The organism is Methanomicrobium sp., from assembly GCF_055145805.1.
On record NZ_JBSREC010000077.1, the window covers coordinates 1 to 12936 of the forward strand.

19 protein-coding genes are annotated in these 12936 nt (G+C 44.0%); 13 read left to right on the forward strand and 6 right to left on the reverse strand.

Annotation, left to right across the window (positions count from 1 at the left end; translation table 11 throughout):
* Positions 1 to 548: hypothetical protein (locus ACTB1O_RS07165; protein WP_462994454.1), on the forward strand; the 548-nt coding region annotated here is incomplete at its 5' end.
* A gap of 73 nt (positions 549 to 621) precedes the next feature.
* Here the strand turns inward: ACTB1O_RS07165 and ACTB1O_RS07170 are convergent.
* Entirely contained in the window at positions 622 to 2211 is a 1590-nt protein-coding gene (locus ACTB1O_RS07170; protein WP_462994455.1) for a sodium:solute symporter family protein, read from the reverse strand.
* Positions 2201 to 2332: a symporter small accessory protein gene (locus tag ACTB1O_RS07175; RefSeq protein WP_462994456.1), complete on the reverse strand. Its 132-nt coding sequence runs from the start codon at positions 2330 to 2332 to the stop codon at positions 2201 to 2203. The genes ACTB1O_RS07170 and ACTB1O_RS07175 overlap by 11 nt, the downstream gene beginning before the upstream one ends.
* A gap of 299 nt (positions 2333 to 2631) precedes the next feature.
* Here ACTB1O_RS07175 and ACTB1O_RS07180 point away from each other — a divergent pair, with 299 nt between their 5' ends.
* Positions 2632 to 3276: a TMEM175 family protein gene (locus ACTB1O_RS07180; protein ID WP_462994457.1), complete on the forward strand. Its 645-nt coding sequence runs from the start codon at positions 2632 to 2634 to the stop codon at positions 3274 to 3276.
* A gap of 13 nt (positions 3277 to 3289) precedes the next feature.
* On the opposite strand, the gene ACTB1O_RS07185 is transcribed toward ACTB1O_RS07180, so the two are convergent.
* The 4 genes from ACTB1O_RS07185 to ACTB1O_RS07200 are packed head-to-tail and all read right to left on the reverse strand — an operon-like array spanning position 3290 to position 6193.
* Positions 3290 to 4015, reverse strand: a complete 726-nt coding sequence (locus ACTB1O_RS07185; protein ID WP_462994458.1) for a tRNA (adenine-N1)-methyltransferase — start codon at positions 4013 to 4015, stop codon at positions 3290 to 3292.
* Between the two features lie 17 nt (positions 4016 to 4032).
* Positions 4033 to 4368, reverse strand: coding sequence for a nascent polypeptide-associated complex protein (locus tag ACTB1O_RS07190; RefSeq protein ID WP_462994459.1), 336 nt, complete (start codon positions 4366 to 4368; stop codon positions 4033 to 4035).
* A 6-nt stretch (positions 4369 to 4374) separates the two neighbouring features.
* Positions 4375 to 4848, reverse strand: coding sequence for a PUA domain-containing protein (locus tag ACTB1O_RS07195; protein ID WP_462994460.1), 474 nt, complete (start codon positions 4846 to 4848; stop codon positions 4375 to 4377).
* Positions 4814 to 6193 (reverse strand): DHHA1 domain-containing protein, encoded by a 1380-nt coding sequence (locus ACTB1O_RS07200; RefSeq protein ID WP_462994461.1) that lies wholly within the window; start codon positions 6191 to 6193, stop codon positions 4814 to 4816. Before ACTB1O_RS07200 ends, ACTB1O_RS07195 begins: the two co-directional genes overlap by 35 nt.
* Before the next feature lie 135 nt (positions 6194 to 6328).
* Here ACTB1O_RS07200 and ACTB1O_RS07205 point away from each other — a divergent pair, with 135 nt between their 5' ends.
* The 11 genes from ACTB1O_RS07205 (at position 6329) to ACTB1O_RS07255 (ending at position 12888) form a co-directional block, all read left to right on the forward strand.
* The gene (locus tag ACTB1O_RS07205; RefSeq protein WP_462994462.1) at positions 6329 to 7729 is read left to right on the forward strand and encodes an NAD(P)H-hydrate dehydratase; all 1401 of its coding nucleotides are present in this window, start codon (positions 6329 to 6331) and stop codon (positions 7727 to 7729) included.
* A 2-nt stretch (positions 7730 to 7731) separates the two neighbouring features.
* Positions 7732 to 8202 carry a cyclic pyranopterin monophosphate synthase MoaC gene (gene moaC / locus ACTB1O_RS07210; RefSeq protein ID WP_462994463.1) on the forward strand — a complete coding sequence of 157 codons (471 nt, stop codon included), beginning with the start codon at positions 7732 to 7734 and terminating at the stop codon, positions 8200 to 8202.
* A gap of 333 nt (positions 8203 to 8535) precedes the next feature.
* Entirely contained in the window at positions 8536 to 9126 is a 591-nt protein-coding gene (locus tag ACTB1O_RS07215; protein ID WP_462994464.1) for a 50S ribosomal protein L15e, read from the forward strand.
* 30 nt (positions 9127 to 9156) lie between these two features.
* Positions 9157 to 9801 (forward strand): RNase P subunit p30 family protein, encoded by a 645-nt coding sequence (locus tag ACTB1O_RS07220; RefSeq protein ID WP_462994465.1) that lies wholly within the window; start codon positions 9157 to 9159, stop codon positions 9799 to 9801.
* On the forward strand, positions 9798 to 10280 hold the full coding sequence (locus ACTB1O_RS07225) for an Rpp14/Pop5 family protein (RefSeq protein WP_462994466.1): 483 nt from the start codon (positions 9798 to 9800) through the stop codon (positions 10278 to 10280). The genes ACTB1O_RS07220 and ACTB1O_RS07225 overlap by 4 nt, the downstream gene beginning before the upstream one ends.
* Positions 10280 to 11050, forward strand: a complete 771-nt coding sequence (gene psmA, locus ACTB1O_RS07230; RefSeq protein ID WP_462994467.1) for an archaeal proteasome endopeptidase complex subunit alpha — start codon at positions 10280 to 10282, stop codon at positions 11048 to 11050. Before ACTB1O_RS07225 ends, psmA begins: the two co-directional genes overlap by 1 nt.
* 11 nt (positions 11051 to 11061) lie before the next feature.
* Entirely contained in the window at positions 11062 to 11763 is a 702-nt protein-coding gene (locus ACTB1O_RS07235) for a ribosome assembly factor SBDS (RefSeq protein WP_462994468.1), read from the forward strand.
* 61 nt (positions 11764 to 11824) lie between these two features.
* The gene (locus tag ACTB1O_RS07240) at positions 11825 to 12115 is read left to right on the forward strand and encodes a 50S ribosomal protein L37ae (protein WP_462994469.1); all 291 of its coding nucleotides are present in this window, start codon (positions 11825 to 11827) and stop codon (positions 12113 to 12115) included.
* Positions 12116 to 12129: 14 nt separating this feature from the next.
* Positions 12130 to 12261 carry a DNA-directed RNA polymerase subunit P gene (locus ACTB1O_RS07245; protein WP_084172996.1) on the forward strand — a complete coding sequence of 44 codons (132 nt, stop codon included), beginning with the start codon at positions 12130 to 12132 and terminating at the stop codon, positions 12259 to 12261.
* Positions 12261 to 12662 (forward strand): hypothetical protein, encoded by a 402-nt coding sequence (locus ACTB1O_RS07250; RefSeq protein ID WP_462994470.1) that lies wholly within the window; start codon positions 12261 to 12263, stop codon positions 12660 to 12662. Before ACTB1O_RS07245 ends, ACTB1O_RS07250 begins: the two co-directional genes overlap by 1 nt.
* A complete protein-coding gene (locus ACTB1O_RS07255; RefSeq protein WP_462994471.1) occupies positions 12634 to 12888 on the forward strand; it encodes a KEOPS complex subunit Pcc1 in 255 nt (84 codons plus the stop codon). The genes ACTB1O_RS07250 and ACTB1O_RS07255 overlap by 29 nt, the downstream gene beginning before the upstream one ends.
* Positions 12889 to 12936: the final 48 nt, after the last annotated feature.

Sequence of the window (12936 nt, forward strand, 5' to 3'; positions counted from 1 at the left end):
ATCTCACAGGGCATATGGGGCCGATTGACATTTTCTTCCCTGTCAACCTGCGACAGTATCGAAACGACGGATCACGGATTATGAGCAACCAGGCTGCCAATGTCTGCTTTGCTTTCAAACGCAGGGCGGGAGAAGGGATGAAAGAGATTCTTCCCCGTGTCATAAGAGAAACAAAGCTGCTTAAGGGAAAATCCGTTGGTATTCGTGAACAGGTCATAATGGATGCGGCCTGCGACCCGGAAGGCAGACGGATTCACCGGATGGTTGAGGAGATGGCCGCCCTTCAGGAGTCGGGTTTTGCGGATATATTCATCTCAAATCCCGGACCGATAACTCTCCCTGATATAGAAGGATTAACTGATGCCTATATCTGCTATCCCGGATGCTACATGCCGACTACCTGTTTTGTAACCAGCACTTTTTTGGGGCAGATGACAGTCACCATGGGTTATCAGGACAGTCAAAAGGCGAGAGAGGGAACCCGAAAGGCGATGGTTATCTTCAGGCAGCATTTCCTGTCACTTGTGGATGGCGGGATATTTCATTAAATAATTAAGACATTTTTTATTTCCTGCAAAAAATAAGAAAAGAGGTATAGAAATCCCGGATTTCTAATTTTTATTATTCAACCGCTCTCTTCTCAGAAGAATTTACGGAAATCTTTTTGTTTTTATTTTTTTCAACCAGAAGCGCCGCCAGAAGTGCCACAACAGATACAGGAAGTGCAATTACAATAGGGTTTACAACTCCCCATGGCATTGGAAGAACAGACTGCACTCCGAAGAGAGCGTTTGAAATTCCAAGAACAGATGCCTCTTTTATGTGGACGAAGGCAGTCCATAAAAACCAGGAACCCGCACCTGCCACAATGCTTATTTTTGCTGCATATACCGAGGGTTTTTCCGAATACAGTGCATGAGCAAAAGCCGGAATAAACGATGCCGCACAAAGACCCATGAATATGACAGTCGCCCTTGCAATGATGTTTGCCGGAAGTGCGTATGCAACAACTGTGCTTACAAGAATCATTGCAAGTGTTCCGGTCTGAATTGCTCTCATAGAGGGCTTGTTGTCTTTAATCGTTGGATTTAAGTCATACCCGATGGTTGTTCCCATTGTATGAAAGAGGGAGCTTAAGGTTGACATCGCAGCCGCTAAAAGTGCAAGCATGAAGATTACTATGAAAACATCCGGCATTGCAGAGTTGATGTATAAGGGAATTATGCTGTCCACATTTCCTCCGGCTGCATCAAACGCAAGCATTCCGCCGTTTCGCATAAACCATACGTTTGTAAGCGGGCCGACAGTGAATGCAACGCCTGTCATCATGAGAACAAAGGGTCCTCCGACCATTACTGCCCTGTGAATTGAGCGGTTGTCCTTTACAGTCATAAAACGGACTGCAAGCTGCGGCTGTGCGAGAACTCCTATCCCGACACCAAGAACCATTGTTGTAATCATGGTAAGCCATATCGGCGATAAAAAATCCGGCATTGAAGCCCAGCCTGTCATACCGGCCGCTGCGAGACCATCCGGAACAAGTGAGGACATAGCATCCAGTGCCGAGTTTGCCTGATTCACTCCTCCCAGGTACACGTATGTCAGAATAAGAAGGATTGTCATTCCGATAAACATGATTGCACCCTGCAGGGCATCGGTGTACATAACGGCGATAAGACCTCCTGCAACGACATAAACCGCCACAATGGCAGCGAATGCTAAAAGGGCTGTGTCATAGGGTATTGAGAGTGTGGTCTCAATGAATCTTGCACCACCTATTAAAATTGCGGCGGTGTATATCGGCATGCTGACAATTATTATCAGACCTGAAATTTTTCTGATAAAATCTGAGTTATAGCATTTTCCTAAAAGATCCGGGTATGTAACGGCTCCTGTTTTATGGCCGAGACTCCTTGTCCTCTTCCCGAACAGGATAAATGCCACAAGAACCCCCACACCTATGCAGAGGACAGTCAGCCATACAAGACCCATTCCAAGCTGGGCTGATATACCTCCGAATCCTACAATTGCAGATGTACTGATAAATGTCGCACCGTAGGAGAGTGCAAGGACTACAGGATTTATCCTTCTTCCGGCGACAAGGAAATCATCGCTTCCCTTTGTCTGCCGGTACCCGAGATATCCGAGAAATATTACTGCGCTCAGATAAACAAGAGTGATTATGGCAAAAGATAGTGTATCAACTGCCATCTTCGGGTTCCTCTTCAGATCCGTTTTTCCAGTTGATTATGCCGTACGCTATACATCCTGCCGTCAGGATAAATGACAGCAGGTAACCTGCCCATATACCAGGATCAGAGATACCAAACATAGTAAAAAACCTCACGGTATTGAGAATTATGTCCAAAAAATACAAGGGCTTCCGGATTTTTAGATTTTATCCGGAGCCCTATCTAAAGTGGAAAAAGTTAAAAAAACCAAAGAAAAATGTATTGCCGGAGGTAGAAGAAATACCTTCACCCATTTTGGCAGTTATATCTTTGGCCATAATCAAAATACCTGAATTTAATTATATCAGATTCTATTTAAAAGTGTTCTGCACATAATATGAATGAGAGGCTAAAAAGTCTGAAGCTATGGGTTTTCAGATAGAATTTTTGGGGCAGACTGATGAAAAAAACAATGGATCTTGGTAAAAACAGAATTGAGGCATTAACCGACGGTGTATATGCTGTAGCACTGACACTTGGAGTGCTCTCAATAGACATATCAGAACTTCAGCCGGCATCATCATCCGGAGAGCTTTTAACTTCTCTGTCAGTCGTTATCCCGCAGGTAATTTATTATGCAATAGCATTTTTTGTCCTGGTATCTTTCTGGATGGCGCATCACAGGATGATGGATTACATAAAACGCGTTGATAATGTCTTTAACTGGTTAAATGTGAGTGTGCTGTTTTTTGTTGCACTTGTACCTTTCACAACTGATCTTATGGGTTATTACGACAGCTATCCTCTCGCAGTCACCCTGTATGCGGCAAATCTCCTGATAATCGGGGTTTTGCAGACATCTTCATGGCACTATATATCATCAAAAAAAGAACTTTTATCAGATAATCTCACACCCGATATTATCCTTAGATTCAAACTGAGAGGTATTTCGTGTCCTCTTGTGGCATTTATCGTCATAATTTTTGCCCTGTTTGTATCACCGGTACATGCAACCGCCCTGTTTCTGTTAATCCCTGTTGCGGGAAAAATAATCAGCAAAATTTATGGAATAGATAAAACTGAAAAGCCGGTTTCAGTGGGATAAAAAAAAGATTTTTTTATTTTCTACAGATTGTTATATAGCCTGTGTGGCAGACCCTTGTTGAAGGTCTTGTGCCTCTTTCTGTCCTGGAAAGCTCCCTTTCTATCAGTTCATGGCATACAACTTCGGAGAAGAGCCCTTCTGCCGCATCCATAACCTTGAAGGTCTGCTCCAGAAACGGAGTGTATGTCGCAAGGTATCCGCCGTTTTTTAAGAGAGTGTGTGCATGCAGGACATGTTCTGCTTCAAGCTGCATGTCAAGGTGTACAACATCGTATTCCCCTTCTGCTTTTAGAATATCACCTGCAATTACCTCAACGTTTGAAAGTCCGGCATCATCAATATTCTTTCGGCATATTTCTGCAAACTCTTCACGTCTTTCATATGTTACCACACGCTGTGCAATGCTTCCGAAAAATATGGTTGCAACGCCGCTTCCTGTTCCGGCATCCAAAACAACATCGTTTTTGTTCATTCCGGTGTAGCCAATCACCATACCGATGTCTTTTGGAAGCATGGGAGCGCCTGTTCTTTTTGCATATGAAAAAAAGTCCACCGGTCTTGGAACTATTACCTTAAACGGCTTGTTTAGATGTGTATATACAAGATCTCCGGAATTTAAGCCTATTAACTCCGATAGTCTGATAATTCCCTTGTCTGTTGAGAGTTCCTTATCCTGTGCTCTCACAAAAAATTCACGCTTCTGACCTGAAAGAAGCACTCTGTCATTCTCTTCAATCATAAAAATAGAATATTAATTTATTCTGAAAGTTTCAGAATGGCCTCTGCAATATCGCCCTTTGTCTCCTTAAGAGTCAGAAGAGCTTTTTCTTCAGGGACGCCTGCCTGTTCTGAGACCATTTTAACATCATCTTCTGGAATCTGCACTTCGGCTTCAACAAATACAGGTTCTCCCTGAATCTGGTATGTTGTGTTGCCCTGCATTGTTGTTGCAACAACTTCGGCGCCTTCAAAGACGTAGTTTCCTTTCTTTGTATAGACAACGACACGCTCAACCTCCTCAAACTCTTCCATCTTCATGCCGAGCTTTTTCATCATCTGTTTCATCTGTTTTGGGTTTACTCCCGGAATCATTTTATCTCAACTCCCTTTTCTAATTTGTACGGCTACTCCGTAATTAAATGCAATCATTTCCTCTGCGCAGAGAAGGGCACTGCCTGTCCCGATAAGGCTTCCCTTCTCATCACAGACTAAAACCTCATCTCCTGCGCGAATCTGCAGGTCGGCGGATACTACATGTTTTGACATTGCATTTTTGCCCTGTTTAATAAAATCTATGACTTCGTTTTTTATCAGGACTCTGTAGCCGGGTGCTTCCAGGCAGTCGTACAGCCTTTTTGCACCTGTATTGCTCAATGTTAGTCTTCCGTCATTAGCTCTCATAGTTGCTATCCTCTCTTTGTCAAGCATTACATACCTGACTCGTTTTGTAGAGGATAGTTTGAAATCGCAGTTATCAGGGAATAAACCCTCGCCTGCACCGCTTCCAAACTGGTAATCGGCAATTACCCTGACACGTTTAAGATTGTTGTTCTTTAAGGATTCTGTTGACACTTTCTGCAAACCCCTCTTCTGCATTTCTTGATATATATGCGCCTGCAGCTATCTTATGCCCTCCGCCTGCACCGCCCAGTTTTTCGGATGCTTTTAGAAGTGCCGCCTGAAGATCGACTCCGGCTTTAACCATTCTCTCATTTGCTCTCATTGATATTTTTACAAGTTCCGGATCATCCGGAAGATAGCATAGTATCATAATTGGCAGTCCCTGTTTAAGCTTTGAAAGCGCCATTCCCGCACCTATTCCCACAATTGTGTCAGGGAATCTGTCTGCAACATGGAGGTACTGGAGATGCGAGAGTTCTGTAACGCCTGTGTCAATTATGTATTCCATCATCTCTCTGATGACTGATCTGTGATGCCTGAGCATATCCTCGGCATCCCTGTATGCCTCTCCCCGATCCCCACAGCATACAAGACTTCCTGTCTTTGGTTTTACCCACCTTCCGCACGCATTGAGCATGGTTGCATATTCTGAAGCGTTTCTGAGCGGGGTGTATTTTCTTTCGTCAGGGAAGATGTAATGCTCTGATCTAAGCCGGTCAGTCGGTTCTCCGGCGCTGTGAAGCCGCAGGGCAAGCCTTCCGATGATGCTTCTCTTCTCTTCGGATGAGAGATCCTCCCAGACCCTCCATTTCCCGTTCGATTTTTTAAGTCTGATTCCCACGTCAGATTCGATGAGTTTCTGTGCACCCTGCGGATTGTTAGTAATCCCGCGTATGTAGGGGTCATCAGAGAAGGAAAGGCAGAAATGAAGAGGTCTTGTTGAGACTCCGTAGCAGTTAAGATCGTCTTTTATGATTTCCACATTTCCGTGCATAACACCGTCATCGGCAATTTCTCTTGCAGGACCGATGAGACCGCAGTTTTCCCTTGCCATCATATCGCCCACATTTCCTACTATTGCGAGTTTTGCAAGATCAGTGTTGTAGTCGTCCATCTCCTTTGCGACAAAATAGCCTGTTCCGGCGGCAGAGAGTTTTTCGTATCCGTATTTAACTCCGTTAACCTGCATGTAAGGAGTATCAACGTCCTGTGAGACGTGATGATCTATTATTAAAACCTCATCTTCAGAAAGTCCTCTTTCTTCGAGGAGATTCTGCTGTCCTGCACCAAGATCAATAAAAATTTTCAAGCTGTCATCTTCCGGGACATGCTTCATTGTCAGTGGTTCAAGCTGTCTTACAAAAACAGAATTAACATCAATTGCGTATCTTGAGACTGCCTGACGCATTATTGCCTCACTTGTAATGCCGTCTGCATCTATGTGGGATATTATTGTTGCAGAACGGGCATCCTTTATCTTCTCTGCTGCCTCAGAGATCTCTTTCTTAAAACCCATCTGAATAAATATGGAATTTTAGAACAGAAAAATATGACATTGTTTTCACATATCATCCGGAGAAAAATCTTATCCATATAAAGAAAGATAAAACATCTGAGATGAAAGCCGCAAAGGGATCTTTTGTGATAGAATATGGAAAGTAATAATCTTAAAAAATTCCAGAAAACCGGAATTATAACTCCTGAAAGGATGAGAGCAGTCGATAAAAATGCCGTATCTCTGGGAGTAACAGCTTTGCAGCTGATGGAGAGTGCTGGAAAATCATTATCTGGCTGTGTAAAAAAGGAAGACCCTTCCTTTGTTCTTATACTGTGCGGCGGCGGTAATAACGGAGGAGACGGATTTGTTGCCGCCCGTTATCTCTCCAAAATTGCGGAAGTTCATGTTTTGTACCCACGCGATGCTGTTTACGGGGATGAGGGCCGGGCAAATTTAAAATCCCTTTCACACTGTGATATAGGAATTCACCCCGTCAGATGTCCTTCAGATGTAGCTGAACTATCATATTTTTTCAAATCAGCAGACTGTATCGTTGATGCAATACTTGGGACCGGTGCAGGCGGAGAATTAAGGGAGCCGTTTAAAACAATGGCAGATCTGGCAAACTGCTCTGATGCAGGGATAATCTCCGCGGATATGCCTACTCCCGGAGTACATGCCGATACTGTCTGCGCATTTCATCGTCCAAAGATTTTGGGGTGCGATGTTTGCGATATTGGAATTCCCCTGGAGGCTGAGATATATACGGGTGAGGGGGATCTGACATTTATTCCAAAAAAGAAGGGAGGAGCACACAAGGGTGATGGCGGTCGTGTCCTTTTAATTGGCGGTGGTCCGTATCAGGGTGCACCTTATCTTGCCGCCCTTGCAGCTTTAAGAGGGGGTGCTGACATTGTGCGTGTCGCAACTCCGAATCTGCTTTCATATCCTGACCTTATAATTGACAGGCTGGACGGCGATTATATCTCGGAGGTTCACTCAGAAAGGCTTATAGAACTTGCAAAAGTCTCTGATTCTGTTGTATTCGGGTGCGGACTTGGAAAGATGAGCCATGATGTTGTTCTGGAGGTATCAGAATACTGCAAAAAAGCGGTTTTTGATGCCGATGCTCTTCGTCTTCCCCTGCCCTGTGCTGCCGAGTCTGTATACACCCCTCATGCAGGTGAATTTGAAAGGATATCCGGAATAAAATCTTCTGGTTCACTTGTTAAACGTGCAGAAATACTGCGTGGTTTTGCCGGGAAAAACAACGGGACTTATATTCTGAAGGGGGAGACTGATATTATTTCAGACGGGGATGACGTGCGCTTTAACAGAAGCGGATGTTCTGCAATGACAAAGGGTGGTACGGGTGATGTTCTTGCAGGGCTTTGCGGTGCGCTTTTATGCAGACTTTCGGCGTTTGATGCTGCCTGTATTGCTGCATATGTGAACGGCCGTGCAGGTGAGGCGGCGGCAGAATGTTATGGCGACGGTATAATGGCAGGAGATATTATTGATCGGATTCCTAAAATAATATACAATAAGGAGTAAAAATGGCTGAATTTACACATATAAAAGATGACAAGGCCTACATGGTCGATGTCACACAAAAACCCGACGTGGGGAGGACTGCGGTTGCAGGCGGAAAAATTTACCTGCATGATACAACACTTGAGGCAATCCGGAGTGGTGAGTCATTGAAGGGTAATGTTCTTGCAACGGCAAGGGTTGCCGGAATACAGGCTGTAAAAGAGACGTCCCGTTTAATCCCGATGTGCCACCCTCTGCCAATAGGCGGTGTTTCAATTGATTTTGAGGATGGCGGGGACGAAAATTATATTGAGGCGGTATGCACTGTGAAAACTTATGGTAAGACCGGAGTTGAGATGGAGGCCTTAACAGGTGTTTCAATTGCGCTTCTCACTATCTGGGATATGGTGAAATCGGCAGAAAAAGATGAAGACGGGCAGTATCCTGAGACCGGAATTGAAGATATACGTGTAATTGAGAAGAAAAAAGGATAGAATAGCCTGAAAGCTTTTTTTACATATATTCTTTGGCGGCAGTGTAATTCTCATCAGGCATCGCCTGAAATATTAGTTTTGTACTGTAAAAATCATGCATTTATACCTGTCTTTTTCTCCTGCAAAGAAAGGTCTGAGAGGAAATGTGAAGGTTATAATATGTATTTTTTGCTTCAATTAGTCAATGAATTAATGCCGGCGGGTTTACTGTGCCTATTGTTTTATACTATCTCCGACAAAACTGTAAAGAACCTTAGGGATTATGATGATCCCTTCCGGTTAGAAAAGGAATGTGGCCCAGGAAAAACCGGGCTGAACCTTTAGGTGAAATCAATGTCAAAATCAATGTACAGCTATGTTCGTGACGCATGGAAGCGCCCGGACAAAAGTGAAGTCAAAAGCCTCCTCTGGCACCGCCTGCAGGTATGGCGCAGAGAAGGAAGCGTAGTCCGTGTCGAAAGACCGACCAGAATTGACCGTGCAAGAAACCTTGGATACCGTGCAAAGCAGGGTATTATCGTGGCACGTGTGAAGGTCCGCCGTGGTGGACGCAGAAAGTCACGTTATATTCGTGGACGCCGTACAGCCCGCATGGGTATGCGCCACACTACAGCAGGAAAGAGTCTCCAGAGAATTGCAGAAGAGCGTGCATCACGCAAATATGTCAATATGGAAGCTTTAAATTCATACTGGGTAGGCCAGGACGGAAGATCCAAGTGGTTCGAGGTTATCCTCGTTGACGGACACCACCCTGCAATCAAAAACGACGCACATCTTTCATGGATGTCAAGCCCGAAACACAGGGGTCGTGCAGAACGTGGACTTACCAGCGCAGGTGTTAAGGGTCGTGGTATGAGCAGGAGAGGTAAGGGGACAGAACACACCCGCCCGAGTATCCGCTCAAACGCGAACAAAGGAAAATAATTTTCTTCTTTTTTTCCAAATACAATTACGATGGTATTTTCCGACGCCTGTGTTTTTGCATATCCGGCAGGCAACACTTCCATGAGAAGAATGGCCCTTGAGGCAAAGCATCTCGGGATTGAAAGGATTGTGTGTGCCAATTCGGACATTTCAGGAGATTACTATGGAGTTTCTGTATTGTCAGGCACCCTTTTAAGTCCCAAAGATTTCAGGGATTTCGGAAAACTTCTGAAAAAAGCCAAAAAGTCTGATCTTGTAATGGCCTGTGCAAAAGATGCAGGTTTTAACCGTTCTCTTCTGTCATCGGGGAGGCTGAATATTCTTCGTGGCATTGAATGTGCACCAAAAAAAGCCTTTGATGATGTCTGTGCATTAAGTGCAGCGGAAAAGGGTGTGGCAATTGATATCAGTCTTTCGGCTATAATAAACAGAAAGGGAATTTTGAGGCAGAAGGCACTTATTTCATTTGCCGAGATTTTGAAATTTCAGAGAAAATTCGGGTTTAATATCACCATCTCGTCCGGTGCGGATTCATATACGGGTCTGCGTTCAGTTCGTGAAACAGAATATCTCTGCAGTCTTTTTGGAATGGAAAAAGATGAGGTTAAAACTGCCTTAAACGCTGTTGATGTCCTTTTAAATCCACACCGGTCTGTTAAGGTGATAGATAAATGAAACCTCTGCCCCCTACTTTGCGTCCGGACAAGAGATATGTTCTTGGAAGAATTGTACCTTTTAATGCAGGTTTTGACGGAAAAGAACTGTATTATGGGATTTATGATGCAGTTGTCTCCCTGCTGGGTGATCTGGGTGCTGCCGATATGAGTATGAGTGTTGTTTTTTCCGATTGCAACTGGGTTATAGTCAGGTGCAGCAGGGGTTTTGAGTCTGAACTTGAAACTGCTGTGGCAACAGTAAACCAGGTTGGCGGTAAAAAATGTGCCATACGCTGTGTTGCAACATCCGGGACGATTGCGGCGCTGAAAAGAAAAATTCCCGGGTCAGCTTCTGATAAAGAAGCGAGGGATGTCGAAATCGGAGATATGGTGTACTCTGCCGTTTCGGTGTCACAGGAAAAGGTTGATTTATATAAAGAGGGAATTAAACACCAAGATACATTGTATTTTACCAGAGAAGATCTTGAGGAACTATAATGCAACCAACTATGAATGCTCAAATGGGAGGATACGACAGGGCTATTACTGTTTTCAGTCCTGACGGCCGCTTATATCAGGTGGAATATGCACGGGAGGCGGTTAAGAGAGGAACTACTGCCGTTGGTATCAAATGTACAGACGGAGTCGTTCTGATCGTCGATAAGCGTATCAGTTCAAGACTTCTTGAAAAATCTTCTATCGAGAAGATATTCAAGATTGATGAACATATTGGCGTGGCTTCATCCGGACTTGTCGGAGACGCAAGGGCACTTGTTGACCGTGCGAGAGTTGAGTCCCAGATAAACCGTGTCTCATATAATGAGGCTATTGATATTGAGACTCTCTCCAAAAAGCTATGTGATCATATGCAGACTCTGACCCAGTACGGCGGTGCAAGGCCGTATGGTACTGCATTGTTAATTGCAGGGGTAAGCGATGATCAGACACGTCTTTTTGAGACAGATCCTTCCGGGACTCTTCTTGAATACAAGGCAACCGCAATCGGCACAGGCCGTCCGGCTGTTATGAAAGTCTTTGAAGAGGACTACAATGAGGACATGAAGGTATCAGAAGCAATTCCGATGGGCTTAAAGGCACTTCATGCAGCAACAGAAGGCAAATTTGATGTTAATACTGTTGAAATAGGCGTTGTTGCCCTTGAAAATGCTGTATTTGAAAAGATGAGCAGGGACGAGGCAAAGGATTACGTTGAAAAGTTTGAAGCTGAGTATTCTCCTGAGGATGCTGAGAATAAAAAAGAAGAGTAGGTGAAAATTCGATGATATCTCTTGAGCAGGCGGTAGTGGCGAGGCTTGAGAGCCACGGGGAGAAGTTCGAAATACTTGTGGATCCTGAAGATGCGGCGCGCATACGTTCCGGTGAGACTGTAAATATTGAGGATGCTGTGGCAGCCCTTTTTATCTTTGAGAATTCCTCCAAGACAGATAAGGCATCTGAGGAATCCTTAAAGAAAGTTTTTGAAACAACCGATTTTGAGACTATTGCCCGGCGGATAATAAAAAAAGGTGAGATTCACCTTACCGCTGATCAGCGAAAGCATATGGTTGAGAGAAAGCGCAATCAGGTGATCACTTTTATTTCACGAAATGCGATCAACCCCCAGACAAAACTTCCGCATCCTCCAAAGCGTATTGAGATGGCAATGGAGGAGGCAAGAGTTAGTATCGATCCCTTCAAACATCTTGACGAACAGGTCAAAGATGTATTAAAGGCATTAAGGCCGCTCATACCTATAAAATTCGCGGAAACGCGTTTTGCGGTCAGGGTACCTGCCGATTTCGCACCTAAGGCATATGGTGAGATATCCGCCTCAACAACTATTGAAAAGGAAGAATGGCAAAAGGACGGTTCCTGGATCTGTGTATGTAAGATACCTGCCGGAATACAGGAAGAGTTCTATGATATGATAAACCGTCTTACAAAAGGTGACGGCGATGTTAAAATCCTCAGTCAGGATTAGTCATCATTATTAAGGTTGTAAAAATAATATATACAGACCTAAATTTCGGGGCATAGTTAATATGGCAAAATCAAATAACAAACGAGCAAAAGGAAGAGTAACAGGCAGTGCAGGAAGATTTGGTCCAAGATACGGACGTTTCCTTAGAAAGCGCGTAAATGAGATCGAAAAATTAACCAATGCAAAGCATGTATGCCCAAAATGTGATACAGCAGCAGTATCAAGAAAAGGTACAGGTATCTGGCAGTGCAAAAAGTGTGGCTTCAAGTACGCAGGCGGAGCATATGTTCCACAGACACCTAATCTTAAAGTTGCACTTCGTACAATAGAGCGTTCACTGATCAAAGAGTAATGAGGTCTTGATTTATGTCAGGTTATAAATGCGCAAGGTGTAAGCAGAAAGTGGAGATTGATATCAATGTCCGCTGTCCGTACTGTGGTCACCGCATTCTTTTCAAGGAGCGCGGGGCAGGCATAAAGACTGTAAAAGCCAGATAATGGAAGTTACAACTTCACGCAAACCTGTGCCGGCCCTGAGGACTTTCTCAAAGGATCTTGCTTTTTCCCTTGGAGTGCATTATTCTCCAAGAGGAAAAGCCGGTATGGAGAGTGTTGCCTGTGCAGACTCGGATGTGCTGATTGTTTCCAAATCAGGCAGAGATTTTTTAATTGAAGTTTATCATGAAGGTGAGCCTGTCTATGAATTTTTATTCTCTTCGTATTCAGTAACTGATCGCGAAGACAATATTTTAAAAGGCTTAAAAACCGGCAACCAAATTGTTTATGATAATCTGAATCAATATCTCAATGTTCAAAAGACACAGGACGGTCATGATCTGATTTCTTTTGACGGTGCACAGAGGCGAAGATATGTCCTCAGACTCAAAAATGGAAAATAAGGCGGTTTTTGTATTTGAAACCCCTTATGCGAGACAGATATATAATTCTGTAAAACCTGAAGATGAGGATATGGGACGCTCATGTTCGATGGTTTCCTTAAGAGATGAGGAGACTCTCGTTCTGACTGTTGGGGCCGAAGATGTCTCAGCATTTCGTGCAGCGTTAAATACATGGTTAAGATTGATTAATATTGCAGAAGAGATGCAGGAAGTAGTTAAATTATGAATAATATTCCACCAAAAGTTCAGAATCAGCTGGCAATGCTTCAGCAGG

Coding starts and splice junctions, on each gene's coding strand:
- ACTB1O_RS07170 (WP_462994455.1), bottom strand. CDS start 2,211: ATGGCAGTTGATACACTATCTTTTGCCATAATCACTCTTGTTTATCTG.
- ACTB1O_RS07175 (WP_462994456.1), bottom strand. CDS start 2,332: ATGTTTGGTATCTCTGATCCTGGTATATGGGCAGGTTACCTGCTGTCA.
- ACTB1O_RS07180 (WP_462994457.1), top strand. CDS start 2,632: ATGAAAAAAACAATGGATCTTGGTAAAAACAGAATTGAGGCATTAACC.
- ACTB1O_RS07185 (WP_462994458.1), bottom strand. CDS start 4,015: ATGATTGAAGAGAATGACAGAGTGCTTCTTTCAGGTCAGAAGCGTGAA.
- ACTB1O_RS07190 (WP_462994459.1), bottom strand. CDS start 4,368: ATGATTCCGGGAGTAAACCCAAAACAGATGAAACAGATGATGAAAAAG.
- ACTB1O_RS07200 (WP_462994461.1), bottom strand. CDS start 6,193: ATGGGTTTTAAGAAAGAGATCTCTGAGGCAGCAGAGAAGATAAAGGAT.
- ACTB1O_RS07205 (WP_462994462.1), top strand. CDS start 6,329: ATGGAAAGTAATAATCTTAAAAAATTCCAGAAAACCGGAATTATAACT.
- moaC (WP_462994463.1), top strand. CDS start 7,732: ATGGCTGAATTTACACATATAAAAGATGACAAGGCCTACATGGTCGAT.
- ACTB1O_RS07215 (WP_462994464.1), top strand. CDS start 8,536: ATGTCAAAATCAATGTACAGCTATGTTCGTGACGCATGGAAGCGCCCG.
- ACTB1O_RS07220 (WP_462994465.1), top strand. CDS start 9,157: ATGGTATTTTCCGACGCCTGTGTTTTTGCATATCCGGCAGGCAACACT.
- ACTB1O_RS07225 (WP_462994466.1), top strand. CDS start 9,798: ATGAAACCTCTGCCCCCTACTTTGCGTCCGGACAAGAGATATGTTCTT.
- psmA (WP_462994467.1), top strand. CDS start 10,280: ATGCAACCAACTATGAATGCTCAAATGGGAGGATACGACAGGGCTATT.
- ACTB1O_RS07235 (WP_462994468.1), top strand. CDS start 11,062: ATGATATCTCTTGAGCAGGCGGTAGTGGCGAGGCTTGAGAGCCACGGG.
- ACTB1O_RS07240 (WP_462994469.1), top strand. CDS start 11,825: ATGGCAAAATCAAATAACAAACGAGCAAAAGGAAGAGTAACAGGCAGT.
- ACTB1O_RS07245 (WP_084172996.1), top strand. CDS start 12,130: ATGTCAGGTTATAAATGCGCAAGGTGTAAGCAGAAAGTGGAGATTGAT.
- ACTB1O_RS07250 (WP_462994470.1), top strand. CDS start 12,261: ATGGAAGTTACAACTTCACGCAAACCTGTGCCGGCCCTGAGGACTTTC.
- ACTB1O_RS07255 (WP_462994471.1), top strand. CDS start 12,634: ATGTCCTCAGACTCAAAAATGGAAAATAAGGCGGTTTTTGTATTTGAA.